The sequence below is a fragment of the Streptomyces sp. NPDC005808 genome, assembly GCF_042871385.1.
GTDB lineage: Bacteria > Actinomycetota > Actinomycetes > Streptomycetales > Streptomycetaceae > Streptomyces.
On the sequence record NZ_JBIAIK010000015.1, the window covers coordinates 60,110 to 78,536 of the forward strand.

Here is an 18,427-nt window from a genome sequence, read left to right on the forward strand (position 1 = left end):
GCGCACGCAGCGTACAAGTGGTCTCAGGGATGGGGGCGTTCCAGTGGGCGGCAACGGCGGAGGCGGGACGACCGCGACCGGCACGGACAAGCGCCCCAACGAGCTGCTCGGCTCGTGGTTCGTGCGCAGTGGCTGGTCCAAGGGCGAGCTCGCACGTCAAGTGAACCGCCGGGCCCGCCAGTTGGGGGCCAGCCACATCTCCACGGACACTTCGCGAGTACGTCGCTGGCTGGACGGCGAGAACCCGCGCGAGCCGATCCCGCGGATCCTGTCCGAGCTGTTCTCCGAGCGGTTCGGCTGTGTCGTCGCAGTCGAGGACCTCGGCCTGCGCGCCGCCCACCAGTCACCGTCCGTGTCCGGTGTCGACCTGCCCTGGACGGGCCCGGGGACCGTGGCGCTGATCAGCGAGTACTCACGCAGCGACCTGATGCTGGCGCGGCGCGGCTTCCTCGGCAGCTCCCTCGCCCTCGCCGCAGGACCGGCCCTCATCGAACCCATGCAGCGCTGGCTCGTGCCCTCGCCCACCGCGCCGCGTGAGGAGCCCGAGCCGACCACCTCGGTGCGCCGCGGACGGCTCTCCAAGCCGGAGCTGGACCTCCTCGAGTCCACCACGGTGATGTTCCGCCAGTGGGACGCCCAGTGCGGCGGCGGCCTGCGCCGCAAGGCGGTCGTCGGGCAGCTGCACGAGGTGACGGACCTGCTCCAGGAGCCCCAGCCCGCCGCGACCAGCCGGCGCCTGTTCAAGGTCGCCGCCGAACTGGCCGAGCTGGCGGGCTGGATGAGCTACGACGTGGGGCTCCAGCCCACCGCCCAGAAGTACTTCGTCCTCGCCCTGCACGCCGCCAAGGAAGCGGGCGACAAACCGCTCGGCTCGTACGTCCTGTCCAGCATGAGCCGCCAGATGATCCACCTGGGCCGGCCCGACGACGCGCTGGAACTCATCCACCTCGCGCAGTACGGAAGCCGCGACTGCGCGAGCCCGCGCACCCAGTCCATGCTGTATGCGATGGAGGCCCGCGCGTACGCCAACATGGGCCAGCCAGGAAAGTGCAAGCGTGCCGTCCGGATGGCCGAGGACACCTTCGCCGACGTGCACGAATGGGACGACCCGGACCCCGACTGGATCCGCTTCTTCTCCAAGGCGGAGCTGTACGGCGAGAACTCGCACTCCTACCGTGACCTCGCCTATGTCGCCGGGCGCAGCCCCACCTACGCCTCGCTGGCCGAGCCCCTGATGCAGCAGGCCGTCGACCTCTTCGCCAAGGACACCGAACACCAGCGTTCGTACGCACTGAACCTCATCGGCATGGCCACTGTGCACCTCCTCCAGAAGGAGCCCGAGCAGAGCGCGGTCCGGGCCAAGGAAGCCATGTCGTACGCGAAGAAAGTGCGCTCGGAGCGCGTCAACACTCGTATCCGAAAGACGGTCGACACGGCGGCCCGGGATTTCGGGGATCTCGCCGAGGTTGTCGACCTCACCGCCCAGCTCGCCGTCGACCTGCCCGAGACCGCGGAGGCGGTCTGACCCGGGCCGCGAAAGCGGTTACTCCCCAGTACCCCGGCCGCGGCCGGCCGTCCCGAACTGCCCGACTCGGCTCCCCCATGCCAGGTCATCGGACGGCCCGCCGCGGCCGGCCTGTCTCCCCCTCGGGGAAGGTTGCGCCACGATAACGATCGCTCGGTCCGGTCTCAGGCAGTTCATCGAGGCGTAACACACAAGGCGCCTTCGTCACGGTGGCGAAACATCGAGGGGTGCCGACCGAAACCGCGCTGCGCCAATCTCATGGCGCATAACCGGCCCACCCCTCACGCCCACTTCAGGCTTCGCCCGCACGGGGCCGTACCAAACGACGAGGAGACGCCGATGGCACCAGCCATCACCCTTGCCGCAGATGCACCCACGCTGTCTGCCGCCAATACAGGGTTCATGCTCATCTGTTCCGCCCTGGTGCTGATCATGACGCCCGGACTCGCCTTCTTCTACGGAGGCATGGTCCGTGTCAAGAGCACCTTGAACATGCTGATGATGAGCTTCATCAGCATGGGCATAGTCACCATCCTGTGGGTGGTGTACGGCTTCTCCCTCGCCTTCGGTACCGACAAGGGCTCGCTCATCGGCTGGACCTCCGACTACGTCGGATTCGGCGGTATCGGCATCACGGACCTCTGGGACGGCTACACCATCCCGGTCACTGTCTTCGCCGTCTTCCAGCTGATGTTCGCCATCATCACGCCCGCCCTGATCAGCGGCGCTCTCGCGGACCGGGTGAAGTTCACCGCCTGGTCCCTCTTCGTCGCCCTGTGGGCCACGATCGTGTACTTCCCGGTCGCGCACTGGGTGTGGGGCACCGGCGGCTGGGCGTTCGACCTCGGCGTGATCGACTTCGCGGGTGGTACGGCGGTCCACATCAACGCCGGTGCTGCGGCGCTCGGCGTGATCCTCGTCATCGGCAAGCGGGTGGGCTTCAAGAAGGACCCGATGCGCCCGCACAGCCTGCCGCTGGTCATGCTCGGCGCCGGTCTCCTGTGGTTCGGCTGGTTCGGATTCAACGCAGGCTCGTGGCTCGGCAACGACGACGGTGTCGGCGCGCTGATGTTCCTCAACACGCAGATCGCCACCGCCGCTGCGATGCTCGCCTGGCTCGCCTACGAGAAGATCCGGCACGGCGCGTTCACCACGCTGGGTGCCGCCTCCGGCGCGGTCGCCGGTCTGGTCGCCATCACCCCGTCCGGCGGTGCGGTCTCCCCGCTCGGCGCCATCGCCGTCGGCGTCATCGCCGGTGTGCTGTGCGCCATGGCCGTCGGTCTGAAGTACAAGTTCGGCTACGACGACTCGCTCGACGTCGTCGGTGTGCACCTGGTCGGCGGTGTCGCCGGCTCCCTGCTCATCGGCTTCTTCGCCTCCGGCAAGGGCCAGTCCGATGTCGAGGGCCTCTTCTACGGCGGTGGCCTGGACCAGTTCTGGAAGCAGTGCGCCGGCGTCTTCGCCGTCCTCGCCTACTCCCTCGTCGCCTCCGCGATCCTCGCCTTCCTGATCGACAAGACGATCGGGATGCGGGTCAGCGAGGACGAGGAGGTCGCGGGCATCGACCAGGCCGAGCACGCCGAGACCGCATACGACTTCAGCGGCACCGGTGGTGGTGCGGGCTTCACCTCCACCCCGACCCCCGCTGCGGGCACTGCCAAGAAGGTGGACGCATGAAGCTCATCACCGCCGTCGTGAAGCCTCACCGGCTCGACGAGATCAAGGAAGCCCTGCAGGCCTTCGGGGTACACGGTCTGACGGTCACCGAGGCCAGCGGCTACGGTCGTCAGCGGGGACACACCGAGGTCTACCGTGGTGCCGAGTACACGGTCGACCTGGTTCCCAAGATCCGCATCGAGGTGCTGGCCGAGGACGACGACGCCGAAGGCCTGATCGACGTCATCGTCAAGGCGGCCCGCACCGGCAAGATCGGTGACGGCAAGGTCTGGTCGATCCCGGTCGAGACCGCCGTACGGGTCAGGACCGGCGAGCGCGGCCCGGACGCGCTCTAAAGAGACAAAGAAAGACAGGAGTCGCTGGGTGACGAGTACGGACATGCGTTCGGAAGCAGAGGATCCGGGACCCAGCGGCTATGCGGCGGCCCGGCTGCGCCTCCTCCAGGGGGAGGCGCAGTCCGGGCCGCCGCGTCGTGCGGCCCTTGCCGAGCTCACGGACGACTGGCTCACCGGCCTCTTCGACGCCGGCTCCGAGGCACTGCGCGGCGTCTCCCTCGTCGCCGTCGGAGGCTACGGCCGGGGCGAACTCTCCCCACGCAGCGACCTCGACCTGCTCCTCCTGCACGACGGCACCGACTCCGGCGCCGTCGCCGCCCTGGCCGACCGCATCTGGTATCCCGTCTGGGACCTCGGCCTCGCACTCGACCACTCCGTCCGTACGCCCACCGAGGCCCGCAAGACCGCGAGCGAGGACCTCAAGGTCCAGCTCGGCCTGCTCGACGCCCGGCACATCGCGGGCGACCTCGGCTTCACCGCCTCCCTGCGTACGGCCGTCCTCGCCGACTGGCGCAACCAGGCGCCGAAACGTCTCCCCGAACTCCAGGAGCTGTGCGCCGAACGTGCCGAGCGCCAGGGCGAGTTGCAGTACCTCCTCGAACCGGACCTGAAGGAAGCGCGCGGCGGGCTGCGTGACGCGACCGCTCTGCGCGCCGTAGCCGCCTCCTGGCTCGCCGACGCGCCCCGCGAAGGCCTCAGCGACGCACGAAGGCGTCTCCTGGACGTCCGCGACGCACTCCACCTCACCACCGGCCGCGCCACCGACCGCCTCGCACTCCAGGAACAGGACCAGGTCGCCGCGGAACTGGGCCTCCTGGACGCCGACACACTGCTGCGCCAGGTGTACGAGGCGGCGCGCGTCGTTTCGTACGCGAGCGATGTGACGTGGCGCGAAGTGGGGCGCGTACTGCGGTCCCGCGCCGTCCGTCCGCGCCTGCGCGCCATGCTCGGCGGCGGCGCCAAGCCCGTCACGGAACGCTCACCGCTCGCCGAGGGCGTGGTCGAGCAGGACGGCGAAGTGGTGCTCGCGCGCGCCGCGCGCCCCGAGCGCGACCCCGTGCTCCCGTTGCGCGCGGCAGCCGCGGCGGCGCAGTCGGGACTTCCGCTCTCCCTGCACGCCGTGCGGCGCATGGCGGCAGCCGCGCGCCCGCTGCCCACGCCCTGGCCCGCCGAGGCGCGCGAACAGCTCGTCACACTCCTCGGCTCCGGCCGCCCCACCATCGAGGTCTGGGAGGCGCTGGAGGCGGAGGGCCTGATCACCAGACTGCTGCCCGACTGGGAGCGCGTACGTTGCCGGCCGCAGCGCAACGCCGTCCACATCTGGACCGTCGACCGTCACCTCATCGAGACGGCCGTCCGCGCCTCCGAACTGGCCCGCCGCGTGGGCCGCCCCGACCTGCTCCTTGTCGCCTCCCTGCTGCACGACATCGGCAAGGGCTGGCCCGGCGACCACTCCGTGGCGGGCGAGATCATCGCGCGGGACGTGGCCGCCCGCATCGGCTTCGACCGCGCGGACGTGGCGGTGCTCGCCACCCTGGTACGCCACCATCTGCTGCTCATCGACACCGCGACCCGGCGCGACCTGGAGGACCCGGCCACCGTCCGCTCGGTCGCCGAGGCGGTCGGCTCGCAGGGCACCCTCGAACTGCTGCACGCGCTCACCGAGGCGGACGCCCTGGCCACCGGGCCCGCCGCCTGGTCCTCCTGGCGCAGTTCCCTGGTCACCGACCTGGTGAAGCGGGTCTCGGCGTCGCTCTCCGGGGACGCCCCCGAGGAGCCCGAGGCCGCGGCCCCCACGGCCGAACAGGAACGGCTCTCGATCGAGTCGTTCCGCACGGGCGGGCCCGTGCTGTCGCTGCGCGCACAGACCGAACCGGTCGACTCCGATGCCGCCGCCCCCTCCGCCTCCCACGACCCGGAGCCGCTGGGCGTCGAGCTCCTCATCGCCGTACCCGACCAGCCCGGTGTGCTCCCCGCCGTCGCGGGCGTCCTCGCCATGCACCGGCTGACCGTCCGCACGGCCGGACTGAGCGCCCTCGACCTGCCCGACGGCGTAGAAGGATCGGTCCTGCTGCTCAACTGGCGCGTCGCCGCCGAGTACGGCTCGCTGCCCCAGGCCGCCCGCCTGCGCGCCGATCTCGTACGCGCACTGGACGGCTCCCTCGACATCGCGGCCCGTCTCGCCGAGCGGGACGCGGCCTACCCACGCCGCCGGGGCACGATCGCACCGCCGCCCCGGGTGACGGTCGCGCCGGCGGCATCACGTCATGCCACGGTCATCGAGGTCCGCGCCCATGACGCCCCTGGTCTGCTGCACCGCATCGGGCGGGCGTTGGAGGAGGCGAACGTACGGGTGCGGAGCATGCATGTGTCGACGCTGGGCGCGAACGCCGTGGACGCCTTCTATGTGACGGGCGCGATGGGCGCACCCCTGCCGGGGGAAGAGGCGGCAGCGGTTGCGCGTGCGCTGGAGGAGATGCTGCGGGGGTGAGCCCGCCCGGGCGGGCGAGCCGCGCACGGGGGATGCCTTCACGGGCGTACCAACGCGGTGGGAGTCCGAATACGCGCGGTGGGAGTCCGAATACGAGGGGTGCCCCAGCCTCGTACGAACGCGGTGGAGACCCTTCCGCGCGCGGCCAGATACCCTGGAGGGCGATTCCCATCGCCCCCGACCCCTGAGGACAGACGAGCGCCGTGTTCGATACTCTCTCCGATCGCCTCTCAGCGACGTTCAAGAACCTGCGGGGCAAGGGCCGGCTGTCCGAAGCTGACATCGACGCCACCGCACGCGAGATCCGTATCGCGCTCCTCGAAGCCGACGTCGCCCTGCCGGTCGTGCGGACCTTCATCAAGAACGTCAAGGAACGCGCCCTCGGCGCCGAGGTCTCGAAGGCGCTGAACCCTGCCCAGCAGGTCCTGAAGGTCGTGAACGAGGAGCTCGTCACGATCCTCGGCGGCGAGACCCGCCGGCTCCGGTTCGCCAAGAACCCGCCCACCGTGATCATGCTGGCGGGTCTGCAGGGTGCAGGTAAGACCACGCTCGCGGGCAAGCTCGGCAAGTGGCTGAAGGACCAGGGCCACTCCCCGCTCCTCGTCGCCGCCGACCTCCAGCGCCCGAACGCCGTGACCCAGCTCAGCGTCGTCGCCGAGCGCGCGGGCGTCGCCGTCTACGCGCCCGAGCCGGGCAACGGCGTCGGTGACCCGGTCAAGGTCGCGAAGGACTCCATCGAGTTCGCGAAGCAGAAGGTCCACGACATCGTGATCGTGGACACCGCCGGCCGCCTGGGCATCGACCAGGAACTGATGCGGCAGGCCGCGGACATCAGGGACGCCGTCAGCCCGGACGAGATCCTCTTCGTCGTCGACGCGATGATCGGCCAGGACGCGGTCAACACCGCGGAGTCCTTCCGTGACGGCGTCGGCTTCGACGGTGTGGTGCTCTCCAAGCTCGACGGCGACGCCCGGGGCGGCGCGGCCCTCTCCATCGCGTCGGTCACCGGCAAGCCGATCATGTTCGCGTCGAACGGCGAGAAGCTCGACGACTTCGACGCGTTCCACCCGGACCGGATGGCCTCCCGCATCCTCGACATGGGTGACCTGCTCACCCTGATCGAGCAGGCGGAGAAGACGTTCAGCCAAGAAGAGGCCCAGCAGATGGCCTCCAAGCTGGCGTCCAAGAAGGGGCAGGACTTCACGCTCGACGACTTCCTGGCCCAGATGGAACAGGTCCGGAAGATGGGCAGCATCAGCAAGCTGCTCGGCATGCTCCCGGGCATGGGCCAGATCAAGGACCAGATCGCCAACCTCGACGAGCGTGACGTCGACCGCACGGCCGCGATCATCAAGTCGATGACTCCGGGCGAGCGCCAGGAGCCGACGATCATCAACGGCTCGCGCCGCGCCCGTATCGCCAAGGGCTCAGGCGTCGACGTCAGCGCGGTCAAGGGCCTGGTCGAGCGCTTCTTCGAGGCACGCAAGATGATGTCCCGCATGGCCCAGGGCGGCGGAATGCCGGGCATGCCCGGGGTACCGGGCATGGGTGGTGGCCCCGGCCGCACCAAGAAGAAGCAGAAGCAGGCCAAGGGCAAGCAGCGCTCCGGAAACCCGATGAAGCGCAAGCAGGAGGAGGCGGAGGCCGCGGCCCGCCGCGAGGCCGGCGCCCAGCCGGGCGGCGCCTTCGGACTGCCCCAGCAGAGCGCCCAGGACTTCGAGCTCCCGGACGAGTTCAAGAAGTTCATGGGCTGACGGTTCGTCGCGTACGGGGTTCCTTTCCCGTACGACACTGGGGGCGCCCTTCCTGTTCGGAGGGGCGCCCCCAGTACGTTCTCAGGATTCCGGGTGGGTTCTCTGCGGGTGCCTGCGCCCTTTCCCTGTCGTAACGTCCGGATATCAAGCGGCTGGCGCAGGTGGGGGTTTCCTCGCCCCCGGAGGGGGCGAAAAACGTCTGTCACCTCACCTCGTGCGCGCGATCAGGTACCGGAAGACATTCGGCATCCAGATCGCCCCGTCCCCCCGCCGGTGGGGATGCAGCGCCTCCCGGAGCTCCTTGTCGACCTGCGCCTCGTCCGTCGCGCCGACCGCCGCGTCGAAGAGCCCGGTCGACAACAACCCCCGCACCGCACTGTCCACATCGGCATACCCGAACGGACAGGCGACCCGCCCGGACCCGTCCGGCCTGAGCCCGGCCCGCTGGACGACCTCCTCGAGGTCGTCACGACGGGCGGCCCGCCAACTGCGCGCCTTCCGCAGGGGGTCGGCCAGCTTGGTGGCGACCCGCAGCACGGACGAGGTGGCGCACCGCTCCGGCGGCCCCCACGCGGCGAGCACCACGGGCGCCCCTCGTTCGGCGAGCGGTGTCGCCGAGTCCAGGAGTTCGGCGAGTCCTTCGGAGTCGCCGGCCGCACATCCGATGGGCTCGAAGGCGGTGATCAGGTTGAACGGCGGTACCGCCGCGTCGGCCACGTCTTCGGGGACGCCGTCGACGAGACGGGTGTCGGCACGCGCGCGTGTGCCCCACGTCCGGGGCCGTAACCGCTCCCGCGCGAGGGCCACTCGTTCGGGCGAACCGAGGTCGACACCGGTGACCGCGGCGCCCCGCGAGGCCGCCGTCAGCAGGGCGAGCCCGGAGCCGCAGCGCAGGCCGAGCAGCCGTGTTCCTGCGCCCACTTCGAGTCGCTCGTAGACGGCCTCATGGAGCGGCACCAGCATCCGCTCCTGGATCTCGGCCCAGTCACGCGCGCGTGCACACGGGTCCACCCGGGGCGTCGGCCCCGCGTGAGGTTGGTGCTGCCGCACGAGCGTAGGTGTCATAGAAAGCGCCCCAATCCGCCGAGAGTTGCCGCTGTGCCCCGTCTCCCCGACCCCCGTGACGGTGCGCCGCAGTCCCCCCGTATGCCAGGAAACTCCGCACTCGACGTGCCGTCCAGGGGTTACGGCGCCCGGTTTGGGCGTCAGGCGTGCGCTCGATAAGAATTCACATCCCGGCAACGTGGGCCCGTACCATCGCGCCATGGCCAAGGCACCCGTACTCACGCCCCGGGCGGACGACTTCCCGCGCTGGTACCAGGATCTGATCAACAAGGCCGAGCTGGCCGACAACGGTCCGGTGCGCGGCACCATGGTCATCCGACCGTACGGGTACGGGCTGTGGGAGCGGATGCAGCAGGAGATGGACGCCCGTATCAAGGAGGCGGGCGCCCAGAACGCGTACTTCCCGCTCTTCATCCCGCAGTCGTATCTGACGAGGGAGGCTGAGCACGTCGAGGGCTTCGCCCCGGAGCTCGCGGTCGTCACGCACGGCGGCGGCAAGGAACTGGAGGAGCCGATCGTCGTACGGCCCACCTCCGAGACGATCATCAACGACTACTTCTCCAAGTGGGTGCAGAGCTACCGTGACCTGCCGCTGCTGATCAACCAGTGGGCGAACGTGGTCCGTTGGGAGATGCGTCCGCGCGTGTTCCTCCGTACGACCGAGTTCCTGTGGCAGGAGGGGCACACCGCCCACGCCACGTACGAGGAAGCCCGGGAGTATGCGGCGTACATCCACGAGAAGGTCTACGCCGACTTCATGGTCGACATCCTCGGGATCGACGTCGTACTGGGGCGCAAGACGGCGAGCGAGCGGTTCGCCGGAGCCATCAACACCCTCACCCTCGAAGCGATGATGGGGGACGGCAAGGCCCTTCAGATGGGCACAAGTCACGAGCTCGGGCAGAACTTCGCGAAGGCCTTCCACACCCAGTTCCTGTCCAGGGACGGCAAGCAGGAACTCGTCTGGCAGACCTCCTGGGGGTCCTCGACCCGCATGGTGGGTGGCCTGATCATGTCGCACGGTGACGACAGCGGGCTGCGGGTGCCGCCGCGGCTCGCCGCCGTGCAGGCCGTCGTCCTCGCCATCAAGGGCGATGATGCGGTTCTGGCCAAGGTCCACGAAATCGGCGCTCAGCTGAAGGCCGCGGGTGTGCGGGTGCACGTGGACGACCGCACGGACACGCCTTTCGGGCGCCGCGCCGTCGACTGGGAGCTCAAGGGTGTGCCCGTACGTGTCGAGGTCGGACCCCGTGACCTGGAGAACAGCACCGTGATGCTGGTCCGTCGTATCCGCGGCGGCAAGGAGCCGGTGGCGATCGACAGCCTCGTCACCCTGCTCCCCGCCGTCCTCGAAGAGGACCAGGCGCTGCTTCTCGAGCAGTCGCGCGCGCGACGTGAGTCCCGGACGGCGGACGTGTCGACGGTCGAGGAAGCCATCGAGGCGGCGGTGGCCGGCGGCTGGGCGCGCATCCCGTGGGCCGATCTCGGTGAAGAAGGCGAGGCCAGACTGGCCGAGCATGCCGTGACCGTACGGTGTCTGATCGCCGCGGACGGGTCGGTGCCCGACTCCGACGATTCACCCGGTAACGTCGCTGTCGTGGCTCGCGCGTACTAGGTTTGCCCAAGTGCGACCGAAACGCCTCTTGCGCATCTGATGACCACAGGTGCCCCGGAGCGCGGACCTCGTCTACGCGCAGGGGCGTACGGGTGTCTACGTACCGGCTAGGTATGAACTGTGAGGCTTCTCCGCAGATCAGCGCACCCGCCCTCGTCCGGACGCATCAGCGGCAACTGACGGGTACGTGCAAATTATTTGAGATGCCCCGGAATAGGAACACGGCGGTACCCCCGCTCGTTGTGATTACGTGAGCACGACACAGACACCACCTGTTCTCGCCGCAGAACTGGCAGAGGCGTGGGCCGACATTCAGCGGTACCACCCCGAGCTGCCGGACCTTGCCGCGCCAGAGTCCCTGATCGGGGAGTCGTCGTCCGCTTGCGGGCACGAGCTCTCCTTCGAGCGACTGCTCCATGAGGCAGTCCACGGCATCGCAGCCGCGCGCGGAGTCCGCGACACTTCGCGCGCCGGCCGCTACCACAACCGCAGATTCCTCGCGATCGCCGAGGAGTTGGGCCTTGACCACCCCGAGGAGCCGCATCCCAGCAGTGGCTTCTCGCTGGTCATGCTCAACCCCGAGGCTAAGCGGCGCTACCGCCCGACCATCGAGCGGTTGCAGCGCTCCCTCAAGGCACACACCGTCGCGACCGCCGCGGACACGGCCCGCAGTTTCCGGGGCCCGGCCGCCAGGCACGGCTCCTCCGGAGGAGGCGTGCGAGTGAAGGCGGTGTGCGACTGCGGCCGCAATGTACGGGTCGTTCCGTCGGTGCTGGCGCAGGCGCCGATCGTGTGCGGGGGGTGTGGCAAACCGTTCCGGATCCCTGAGGTGGTCGGCGCGGCTGCCGGCTGAGCGGTATCTCGTAGGCGCCGGGTTGCGCGGTGAGCGCGTCGGCTTCGGTCGGGTTCGACAGTGAGCGGCGGCACCTCGTGGGTGCCGGAACGCACGGTCGATATCCGGCTCGTCCCGGCGCCGGGAGCCGTCGTGCCCAGGTAAGGGCGTCACCGGGGTCCAGTCGCCCGCCAGGGTGTGGCAGAATGGTCAGCTGTACTCGACAGTCGCATAGGACCCCTCTCTCCTCCGGCTGACGCGTCCATCGGGCACTCGGGTACCGCAACCCCACGCGGCCATCTCGCCGTGCCCAACCACGTCAATTCCAGGAGAGACCACTCACGTGGCAGTCAAGATCAAGCTGAAGCGTCTGGGCAAGATCCGTTCGCCTCACTACCGCATCGTCGTCGCCGACTCCCGTACCCGCCGTGACGGCAGGGCCATCGAGGAGATCGGCCTGTACCACCCGGTGCAGAACCCCTCGCGCATCGAGGTCGACACCGAGCGTGCGCAGTACTGGCTGGGTGTCGGCGCGCAGCCGACCGAGCCGGTTCTCGCCATCCTCAAGCTGACCGGCGACTGGCAGAAGTTCAAGGGCCTGCCCGCCCCGGCTCCGCTGCTCGTGGCCGAGCCGAAGGCCGCGCGCCCGCTGTTCGAAGCCCTCGGTGGCGACGACACGGGCAAGGGTGAGGCCATCACCCAGAAGAAGAAGGCTGAGAAGAAGGACGAGGCTCCGGCTGTGTCCTCTTCGTCTGAGCCGACCGAGGCCTGAGCATGCTCGAGGAGGCTCTCGAGCACCTCGTGAAGGGCATTGTCGACAACCCCGACGATGTGCAGGTCGCCTCCCGCGAGCTGCGCCGCGGGCGCGTTCTCGAGGTCCGGGTCCACCCGGACGACCTCGGCAAGGTGATCGGCCGCAACGGCCGCACCGCACGCGCTCTGCGCACCGTCGTGGGCGCTATCGGCGGCCGCGGTGTCCGCGTCGACCTTGTCGACGTGGACCACGTCCGCTGACGTACACGTAGCACCGGCTCGGGCCGGGGAGGGCCTGTCGGGCCGTCCCCGGCCCGTCGTCGTATCGACAGGAGATCAAGCACAGTGCAGCTGGTAGTCGCTCGCGTCGGCCGTGCCCATGGCATCAAGGGCGAGGTCACCGTGGAGGTACGTACGGACGAGCCGGAGCTCAGGCTCGGGCCTGGCGCCGTCCTGCTCACCGACCCGGCCTCCGCCGGGCCGCTGACCATCGAGACGGGCCGCGTCCACAGCGGCCGTCTCCTGCTGCGCTTCGAAGGCGTCCGCGACCGGACCGCCGCCGAGGCACTGCGCAACACCCTGCTCATCGCCGAGATCGACCCGGACGACAAGCCCGAGGATCCGGACGAGTACTACGACCATCAGCTGATGGACCTGGATGTCGTCACGGTCGACGGCACCGAGGTCGGACGGATCACCGAGATCTCCCACCTGCCTTCCCAGGATCTCTTCGTGGTCGAGCGGCCGGACGGGACCGAGGTGCTGATCCCGTTCGTCGAGGAGATCGTCACCGAGATCGACCTGGAGGAGCAGCGGGCGGTCATCGACCCGCCGCCGGGGCTCATCGACGACCAGGCAGAGATCGTCGCCTCGTCGGAGGACGAGAACGGATGAGGCTCGACGTCGTCACGATCTTCCCCGAGTACCTGGACCCCCTGAATGTCTCGCTGGTCGGCAAGGCACGCGCGCGTGGACAGCTGAATGTGCACGTGCATGATCTTCGGGAATGGGCGTACGACCGCCACAACACGGTCGACGACACCCCCTATGGCGGCGGCCCCGGCATGGTCATGAAGACCGAGCCGTGGGGCGACGCCCTGGACTCCGTACTCGCGGAGGGCTACGAGACGGGCTCGCACGGGCCCGTACTGGTCGTGCCCACCCCCAGCGGACGCCCCTTCACCCAGGAACTCGCCGTCGAGCTCTCCGAGCGCCCCTGGCTCGTCTTCACGCCGGCCCGCTACGAGGGCATCGACCGCAGGGTCATCGACGAGTACGCGACACGGATGCCCGTCTACGAGGTGTCCATCGGGGACTACGTACTGGCCGGCGGTGAGGCGGCCGTACTCGTCGTCACGGAAGCCGTGGCCCGGCTGCTGCCCGGTGTCCTCGGCAACGCGGAGTCGCACCGGGACGACTCCTTCGCGCCCGGGGCCATGGCCGACCTCCTGGAGGGGCCGATCTACACCAAGCCGCCTCAGTGGCGCGGCCGCGGCATCCCCGAGGTGCTTCTCAGCGGTCACCACGGGAAGGTCGCCCGCTGGCGCCGGGACGAGGCGCTGCGGCGTACGACGGCGAACCGGCCCGACCTCATCGAGCGCTGCGATCCCAAGGCCTTCGACAAGAAGGACCGCGAAATGCTCTCGATCCTGGGCTGGGAGCCCGGGCCCGACGGCCGATTTTGGCGCAGGCCGGAGGCCGTGGAACAATAGGGGGCTGTTGTGCGTCGTCCGGCGTGCGCCCCTGCCACAGGGGGACACGACGCCCGCCCCGGCGAAGACAGCACCTCTTCTGGAAACGACTTCCGTTGATGACCTGTGGCATCAGCGAAGAAAGCAGACAAAATGGCTCACCTGCTCGACACTGTCGACAGCGCGTCGCTGCGCACCGACATCCCGGCCTTCCGCCCGGGTGACACCGTCAACGTCCACGTCCGCGTCATCGAGGGCAACCGCTCCCGTGTGCAGCAGTTCAAGGGCGTAGTCATTCGCCGCCAGGGTTCGGGTGTCCGCGAGACCTTCACGGTCCGCAAGGTCTCCTTCTCCGTGGGCGTCGAGCGCACCTTCCCCGTGCACACTCCGATCGTCGAGAAGATCGAGCTCGTCACCCGCGGTGACGTGCGTCGCGCCAAGCTGTACTACCTGCGCGACCTGCGCGGCAAGGCCGCGAAGATCAAGGAGAAGCGCGACAACTGAGCTCGCGGGAGTGTTCATATCGGGGCCGGATAGCATCTGGCTCCGATGAACACCGAAGCACAGCACACGGAGCGCGACCGCTCCTCCCGTCCTGGTGTGTCCGAGGAGATCTCGGACACCGAGGGGCCGGAGGGACGGTCGCGTTTCGTTTTGGTGGACCGCGTCGCGGACTGGCTCCCGGGTGGCTGGATCACCTTCACCGCGCTGGCCTGCTTGCTCTTTCTGCTCTTTGTCAGCACCTTCGTGATGCAGCCCTTCCAGATTCCCAGCGGCTCCATGGAGCCGGGATTGAGGGTTGGCGACCGCGTTCTCGTAAATAAGTTGGCGTACCGTTTCGGTGCTGAGCCGCAGCGGGGTGACGTCGTCGTGTTCGACGGAACCGGGTACTTCGGAAACGCCGACTACATCAAGCGCGTTGTCGGTGTGGGGGGAGACCATGTGGTCTGCTGCGACAAGGAGGGGAGGGTCGAGGTGAACGGCCGGTCGGTCGACGAGTCGACGTTTCTGTACCCGGGGGACAGCCCGTCCTACGTGCCTTTCGACGTCGTCGTGCCCGACGGCACCCTCTTTCTCCTCGGCGACCACCGCAACGACTCCCGCGATTCCCGCGACCATCTGGGATCACCCGGCGGCGGCATGATCCCCGTCGATGACGTCATCGGCAGAGCGGACTGGATCGCCTGGCCCTCGGATCACTGGACCCGGCTGACGCGCCCCGGCTCCTACGCGCGCGTGCCTGCCGCGGACGGTGCCCATGGGTAACCGTGGTAAACAGCGCGGAGTTTCCAGCCATCCCGCCGACAACCTGCTGCCGACCGGAACCCGGCGCGCGTCCGGCAGCGCGGGTCGCCCCAGCCGAGTCGAGCGACGCAAGCTGGCCCGCAAGATCAAGCGGCGCAGGCGGCGTTCGTCGGTCAAGGAGATACCGCTCCTCGTCGGCGTCGCGGTACTCATAGCCCTGGTTCTCAAGACCTTCCTCGTCCAGGCGTTCGTGATCCCGTCGGGCTCCATGGAGAGCACGATCCAGATCGGCGACCGGGTCCTGGTCGACAAGTTCACCCCGTGGTTCGGCTCCAAGCCCCAGCGCGGCGATGTCGTCGTCTTCCAGGACCCGGGCGGCTGGCTCACCGCGGAGGAGACCAAGAAGGCGGACGACCCCATCGTCGTCAAGCAGCTCAAGCAAGGGCTCACCTTCATCGGACTGCTGCCGTCCGACAACGAGAAGGACCTCATCAAGCGGGTCGTCGGAGTCGGTGGCGACACGGTCAAGTGCTGTGACGCGCAAGGGCGGGTGACCGTCAACGGGACGCCGCTGAGTGAGCCGTACATCCTCGCCGGCGACAAGCCCTCCGACTTCGCGTTCGAGGTGAAGGTGCCCGCGGGGCGCCTGTGGGTGATGGGTGACCACCGGTCCAACTCCGCGGACTCCCGCTACCACCGCACCGACGAGTATGGCGGCACCGTCTCCGAGGACTCCGTCGTCGGCCGGGCCATGATCATCGCCTGGCCCATCGGGCACTGGACACGTTTGGAAGAGCCGGGAACCTACGCCTCGGTGGCCGACGGAGCCGGAGGCGCGAACTCCGCTCTTCTCACGTCGCATAGGGTGGCCCCTGCGGATCCAGACGGATTGATCCCGCTCCCGAGCCCTGCGGAACTCCCGCTCGTTATGGGAGTGGTGGGCCTGCGACGAATCCGACGCGGGCTGCGGCACGGAGTGAGGAGTGGATGTGGGGGATGTGGCGGTCGGCGCACGGTCCGGACACGAAGGTCCCGAAGGGCGGCCGGAGCGGCCCGACGACTCGGCTGCCCCAGCTGTAGACGCCGAAAACTCCGAGAGCGGATCCGTGGACGACAGCGCGGAGCGGGAGCGCGCGGAGCAGGACGACCGGGCGAGGAAACAGAAGCAGCGCTCCTTCTGGAAGGAGCTGCCGATCCTGATCGGCATCGCCCTGGTGCTCGCGCTGCTCATCAAGACCTTCCTGGTCCAGGCGTTCTCGATCCCCTCGGACTCGATGCAGAACACCCTCCAGCAGGGTGACCGCGTCCTCGTCGACAAGCTGACCCCGTGGTTCGGCTCCGAGCCGGAGCGGGGCGAGGTCGTCGTCTTCCACGATCCCGATGCCTGGCTGGCCGGCGAGCCCGCGGCCAACCCGAACGCCCTGCAGACGGTCCTCAGCTGGATCGGTCTCATGCCGTCGGCCGAGGAGAAGGACCTCATCAAGCGGGTCATCGGGGTCGGCGGCGACACCATCGAGTGCAAGGGCACGGGCCCGTTGACGGTCAACGGCAAGGCGTTGAACGAGCCGTACGTGTACCCCGGGAACACCCCGTGCAGCGTCGACGAGGAGGGCGGCCAGTTCAAGGTCACCGTTCCCACCGGCAAAATCTGGGTAATGGGTGACCACCGCCAGAACTCGCGGGACTCGCGGTACAACCAGACGGACAAGAACCACGGCATGGTCCCGGTGAACGATGTCGTCGGGCGCGCCATCGTGAAGGCCTGGCCCATCAACCGCTGGGGCACCCTCCCGGTTCCGGACACCTTCGACCAGTCCGGCATCAACACCAAGGCGGCGGCCGCGATCACCTCGCCGGGCGCCGTGGCGCTGGTAGGGGCTGTGCCGCTGGTGATGCTGCGGCGTCGGCGCAAGGCGTCGTCGCAGTAGCGCGCGGGATTCTCTTCTGGGGCCGGGGTGCTCGGATACGTCCGGGCGCACCGGCCCCGTCGGTTGTACGGGTGTCCCGCGGCGCGGTGGGAAGTCGGTGGGGCCCCTGTGCGTGATCCGGACCATGGGCTGACCATCACCCGTACCCCCGGGTAAGGTGCCGATCCATGGGTGGCGAGAGCGCGACAGGTACGGCCGCACGCGGCGGCACACGCAACGCCCCGGCGGGCAGCCGGACCGGAGAGGTGCTGTCCGGGGTCGCTGTCGCGCTGGGCCTTGTGCTGTTCCTCGGCGGATTCGTCTGGGGAGCGGTGGTCTACCGGCCGTACACCGTGCCCACCGGATCGATGACGCCGACGATCGACGCGGGGGACCGCGTGCTGGCACAGCGCGTCGACGGCGCCGACATCCGGCGCGGCGATGTCGTCGTCTTCAAAGAAGCCAGCTGGGGCGACCTGCCCATGGTCAAGCGCGTGGTCGCCGTCGGCGGCGACGAGGTCGCCTGCTGCACGGACGGGAAGCTGACCGTCAACGGGAAGCAGATCGACGAACCGTATCTCCCCAAGGGCTCGGCGGCCGAGGTCATGGGCATCCCGACGGTTACGGTTCCGGACGGCAACCTGTTCCTGCTCGGTGACGAACGCAGCGGCTCCCTGGACTCCACAGCCCATCTGACGGACGCCGCCAGCGGAACGGTGCCGCGCACAGCCGTGGAGGCGCGGGTCGACGCCGTCGCCTGGCCCATGAACGGCATGCTGAAACGACCGACCGGCTTCGAGACGCTGGGCAGCCTCTCCGAGCCGGGACCGCTGCGCCTCATGGTCGGCGCGGTGGTGGCGGGCGCGGTGCTGGTCCTGGGTGGTGCCGCGTACGGTCCGCTCGCCAAGAAGCGCGCGGCTCGGCGCGGCCGGGCCCGGACGGAGCCTGCCGGTGCCCGCTGAGGTGTCGTACGACGGGAGTCAGCACGACGAGGGGACCGCTGCCCCTGACGAGTACGAGGGCGGGCTGCGCAAGGTCGCTCGGGTGGTGCTGCTCGACCCCGACGATCGGATTCTGCTGCTTCACGGGCATGAGCCGGACGACCCCTCGGACGACTGGTGGTTCACGCCCGGCGGCGGCCTGGAGGGCCAGGAGACACGTGAGGAGGCCGCACTGCGGGAACTCGCGGAGGAGACCGGAATCACCGAGGTCGAGCTGGGGCCGGTGCTGTGGCGGCGGATGTGTTCCTTTCCGTTCGCGGGGCGCCGCTGGGACCAGGACGAATGGTATTTCCTGGCCCGTACGGCCAGTACGGGGCAGGCGACGCCGGTCGCAGCCGGGCTGACGGAGCTGGAACGGCGCAGTGTCGCCGGAGCGCGTTGGTGGACGTGCCAGGAACTTAACCAGGCACATGAGACGGTGTATCCGACCAGACTCGCCGAGCTGCTGCGCAGGGTGCTCGACGAGGGTCCCCCGGCCACACCCGAGGTCCTCGACACCGAAATCGTCTAGGGGCTCCCGGGGCTGGCGCACAATA

At 69.2% G+C, this 18,427-nt stretch carries 17 protein-coding genes and 1 pseudogene; 17 read left to right on the forward strand and 1 reads right to left on the reverse strand.

Features of this window, described 5'->3' with window-relative positions; translation table 11 throughout:
- The first annotated feature begins 43 nt into the window (after positions 1-43).
- The 5 genes from ACFYPC_RS28705 (at position 44) to ffh (ending at position 7,782) form a co-directional block, all read left to right on the forward strand.
- Positions 44-1,525, forward strand: a complete 1,482-nt coding sequence (locus ACFYPC_RS28705) for a hypothetical protein (RefSeq protein ID WP_388681907.1) — start codon at positions 44-46, stop codon at positions 1,523-1,525.
- 339 nt (positions 1,526-1,864) lie between these two features.
- Positions 1,865-3,202 carry an ammonium transporter gene (locus ACFYPC_RS28710; protein ID WP_388681910.1) on the forward strand — a complete coding sequence of 446 codons (1,338 nt, stop codon included), beginning with the start codon at positions 1,865-1,867 and terminating at the stop codon, positions 3,200-3,202.
- Positions 3,199-3,537 (forward strand): P-II family nitrogen regulator, encoded by a 339-nt coding sequence (locus ACFYPC_RS28715; protein WP_164411711.1) that lies wholly within the window; start codon positions 3,199-3,201, stop codon positions 3,535-3,537. Before ACFYPC_RS28710 ends, ACFYPC_RS28715 begins: the two co-directional genes overlap by 4 nt.
- A 28-nt stretch (positions 3,538-3,565) precedes the next feature.
- Positions 3,566-6,028, forward strand: a complete 2,463-nt coding sequence (locus ACFYPC_RS28720) for a [protein-PII] uridylyltransferase (RefSeq protein ID WP_388681913.1) — start codon at positions 3,566-3,568, stop codon at positions 6,026-6,028.
- A 203-nt stretch (positions 6,029-6,231) separates the two neighbouring features.
- On the forward strand, positions 6,232-7,782 hold the full coding sequence (ffh, locus tag ACFYPC_RS28725; protein WP_388681916.1) for a signal recognition particle protein: 1,551 nt from the start codon (positions 6,232-6,234) through the stop codon (positions 7,780-7,782).
- A gap of 207 nt (positions 7,783-7,989) precedes the next feature.
- On the opposite strand, the gene ACFYPC_RS28730 is transcribed toward ffh, so the two are convergent.
- Positions 7,990-8,847, reverse strand: coding sequence for an SAM-dependent methyltransferase (locus ACFYPC_RS28730; RefSeq protein ID WP_388681919.1), 858 nt, complete (start codon positions 8,845-8,847; stop codon positions 7,990-7,992).
- 199 nt (positions 8,848-9,046) lie between these two features.
- On the opposite strand from ACFYPC_RS28730, the gene proS reads away from it, so the two are divergent.
- The 12 genes and pseudogenes from proS (at position 9,047) to ACFYPC_RS28790 (ending at position 18,402) form a co-directional block, all read left to right on the forward strand.
- Positions 9,047-10,462: a proline--tRNA ligase gene (gene proS, locus ACFYPC_RS28735; RefSeq protein WP_388681922.1), complete on the forward strand. Its 1,416-nt coding sequence runs from the start codon at positions 9,047-9,049 to the stop codon at positions 10,460-10,462.
- Between the two features lie 250 nt (positions 10,463-10,712).
- Positions 10,713-11,315, forward strand: a complete 603-nt coding sequence (locus ACFYPC_RS28740; RefSeq protein WP_385731326.1) for a hypothetical protein — start codon at positions 10,713-10,715, stop codon at positions 11,313-11,315.
- Between the two features lie 322 nt (positions 11,316-11,637).
- Positions 11,638-12,066 (forward strand): 30S ribosomal protein S16, encoded by a 429-nt coding sequence (gene rpsP / locus ACFYPC_RS28745; RefSeq protein WP_388681925.1) that lies wholly within the window; start codon positions 11,638-11,640, stop codon positions 12,064-12,066.
- A gap of 2 nt (positions 12,067-12,068) precedes the next feature.
- A complete protein-coding gene (locus tag ACFYPC_RS28750; protein ID WP_075031224.1) occupies positions 12,069-12,308 on the forward strand; it encodes an RNA-binding protein in 240 nt (79 codons plus the stop codon).
- 84 nt (positions 12,309-12,392) lie between these two features.
- On the forward strand, positions 12,393-12,941 hold the full coding sequence (gene rimM / locus ACFYPC_RS28755; protein WP_388681929.1) for a ribosome maturation factor RimM: 549 nt from the start codon (positions 12,393-12,395) through the stop codon (positions 12,939-12,941).
- The gene (gene trmD, locus ACFYPC_RS28760; protein WP_388681932.1) at positions 12,938-13,759 is read left to right on the forward strand and encodes a tRNA (guanosine(37)-N1)-methyltransferase TrmD; all 822 of its coding nucleotides are present in this window, start codon (positions 12,938-12,940) and stop codon (positions 13,757-13,759) included. Before rimM ends, trmD begins: the two co-directional genes overlap by 4 nt.
- Positions 13,760-13,891: 132 nt before the next feature.
- Positions 13,892-14,242 (forward strand): 50S ribosomal protein L19, encoded by a 351-nt coding sequence (gene rplS, locus ACFYPC_RS28765; RefSeq protein WP_388681935.1) that lies wholly within the window; start codon positions 13,892-13,894, stop codon positions 14,240-14,242.
- Between the two features lie 45 nt (positions 14,243-14,287).
- On the forward strand, positions 14,288-15,004 hold the full coding sequence (gene lepB, locus ACFYPC_RS28770; RefSeq protein WP_388681938.1) for a signal peptidase I: 717 nt from the start codon (positions 14,288-14,290) through the stop codon (positions 15,002-15,004).
- Positions 14,997-16,082: pseudogene (gene lepB / locus ACFYPC_RS28775) on the forward strand (signal peptidase I); the annotation flags it as partial. The gene lepB (ACFYPC_RS28770) and the pseudogene lepB (ACFYPC_RS28775), both read left to right, overlap by 8 nt.
- Complete coding sequence (gene lepB, locus ACFYPC_RS28780) at positions 15,973-16,911, forward strand: signal peptidase I (RefSeq protein ID WP_388681941.1); 939 nt, start codon at positions 15,973-15,975, stop codon at positions 16,909-16,911. The pseudogene lepB (ACFYPC_RS28775) and the gene lepB (ACFYPC_RS28780), both read left to right, overlap by 110 nt.
- Before the next feature lie 167 nt (positions 16,912-17,078).
- Positions 17,079-17,852, forward strand: a complete 774-nt coding sequence (gene lepB, locus ACFYPC_RS28785) for a signal peptidase I (RefSeq protein WP_388681944.1) — start codon at positions 17,079-17,081, stop codon at positions 17,850-17,852.
- A gap of 1 nt (position 17,853) precedes the next feature.
- Positions 17,854-18,402, forward strand: coding sequence for an NUDIX hydrolase (locus tag ACFYPC_RS28790; RefSeq protein ID WP_388682255.1), 549 nt, complete (start codon positions 17,854-17,856; stop codon positions 18,400-18,402).
- Positions 18,403-18,427: the final 25 nt, after the last annotated feature.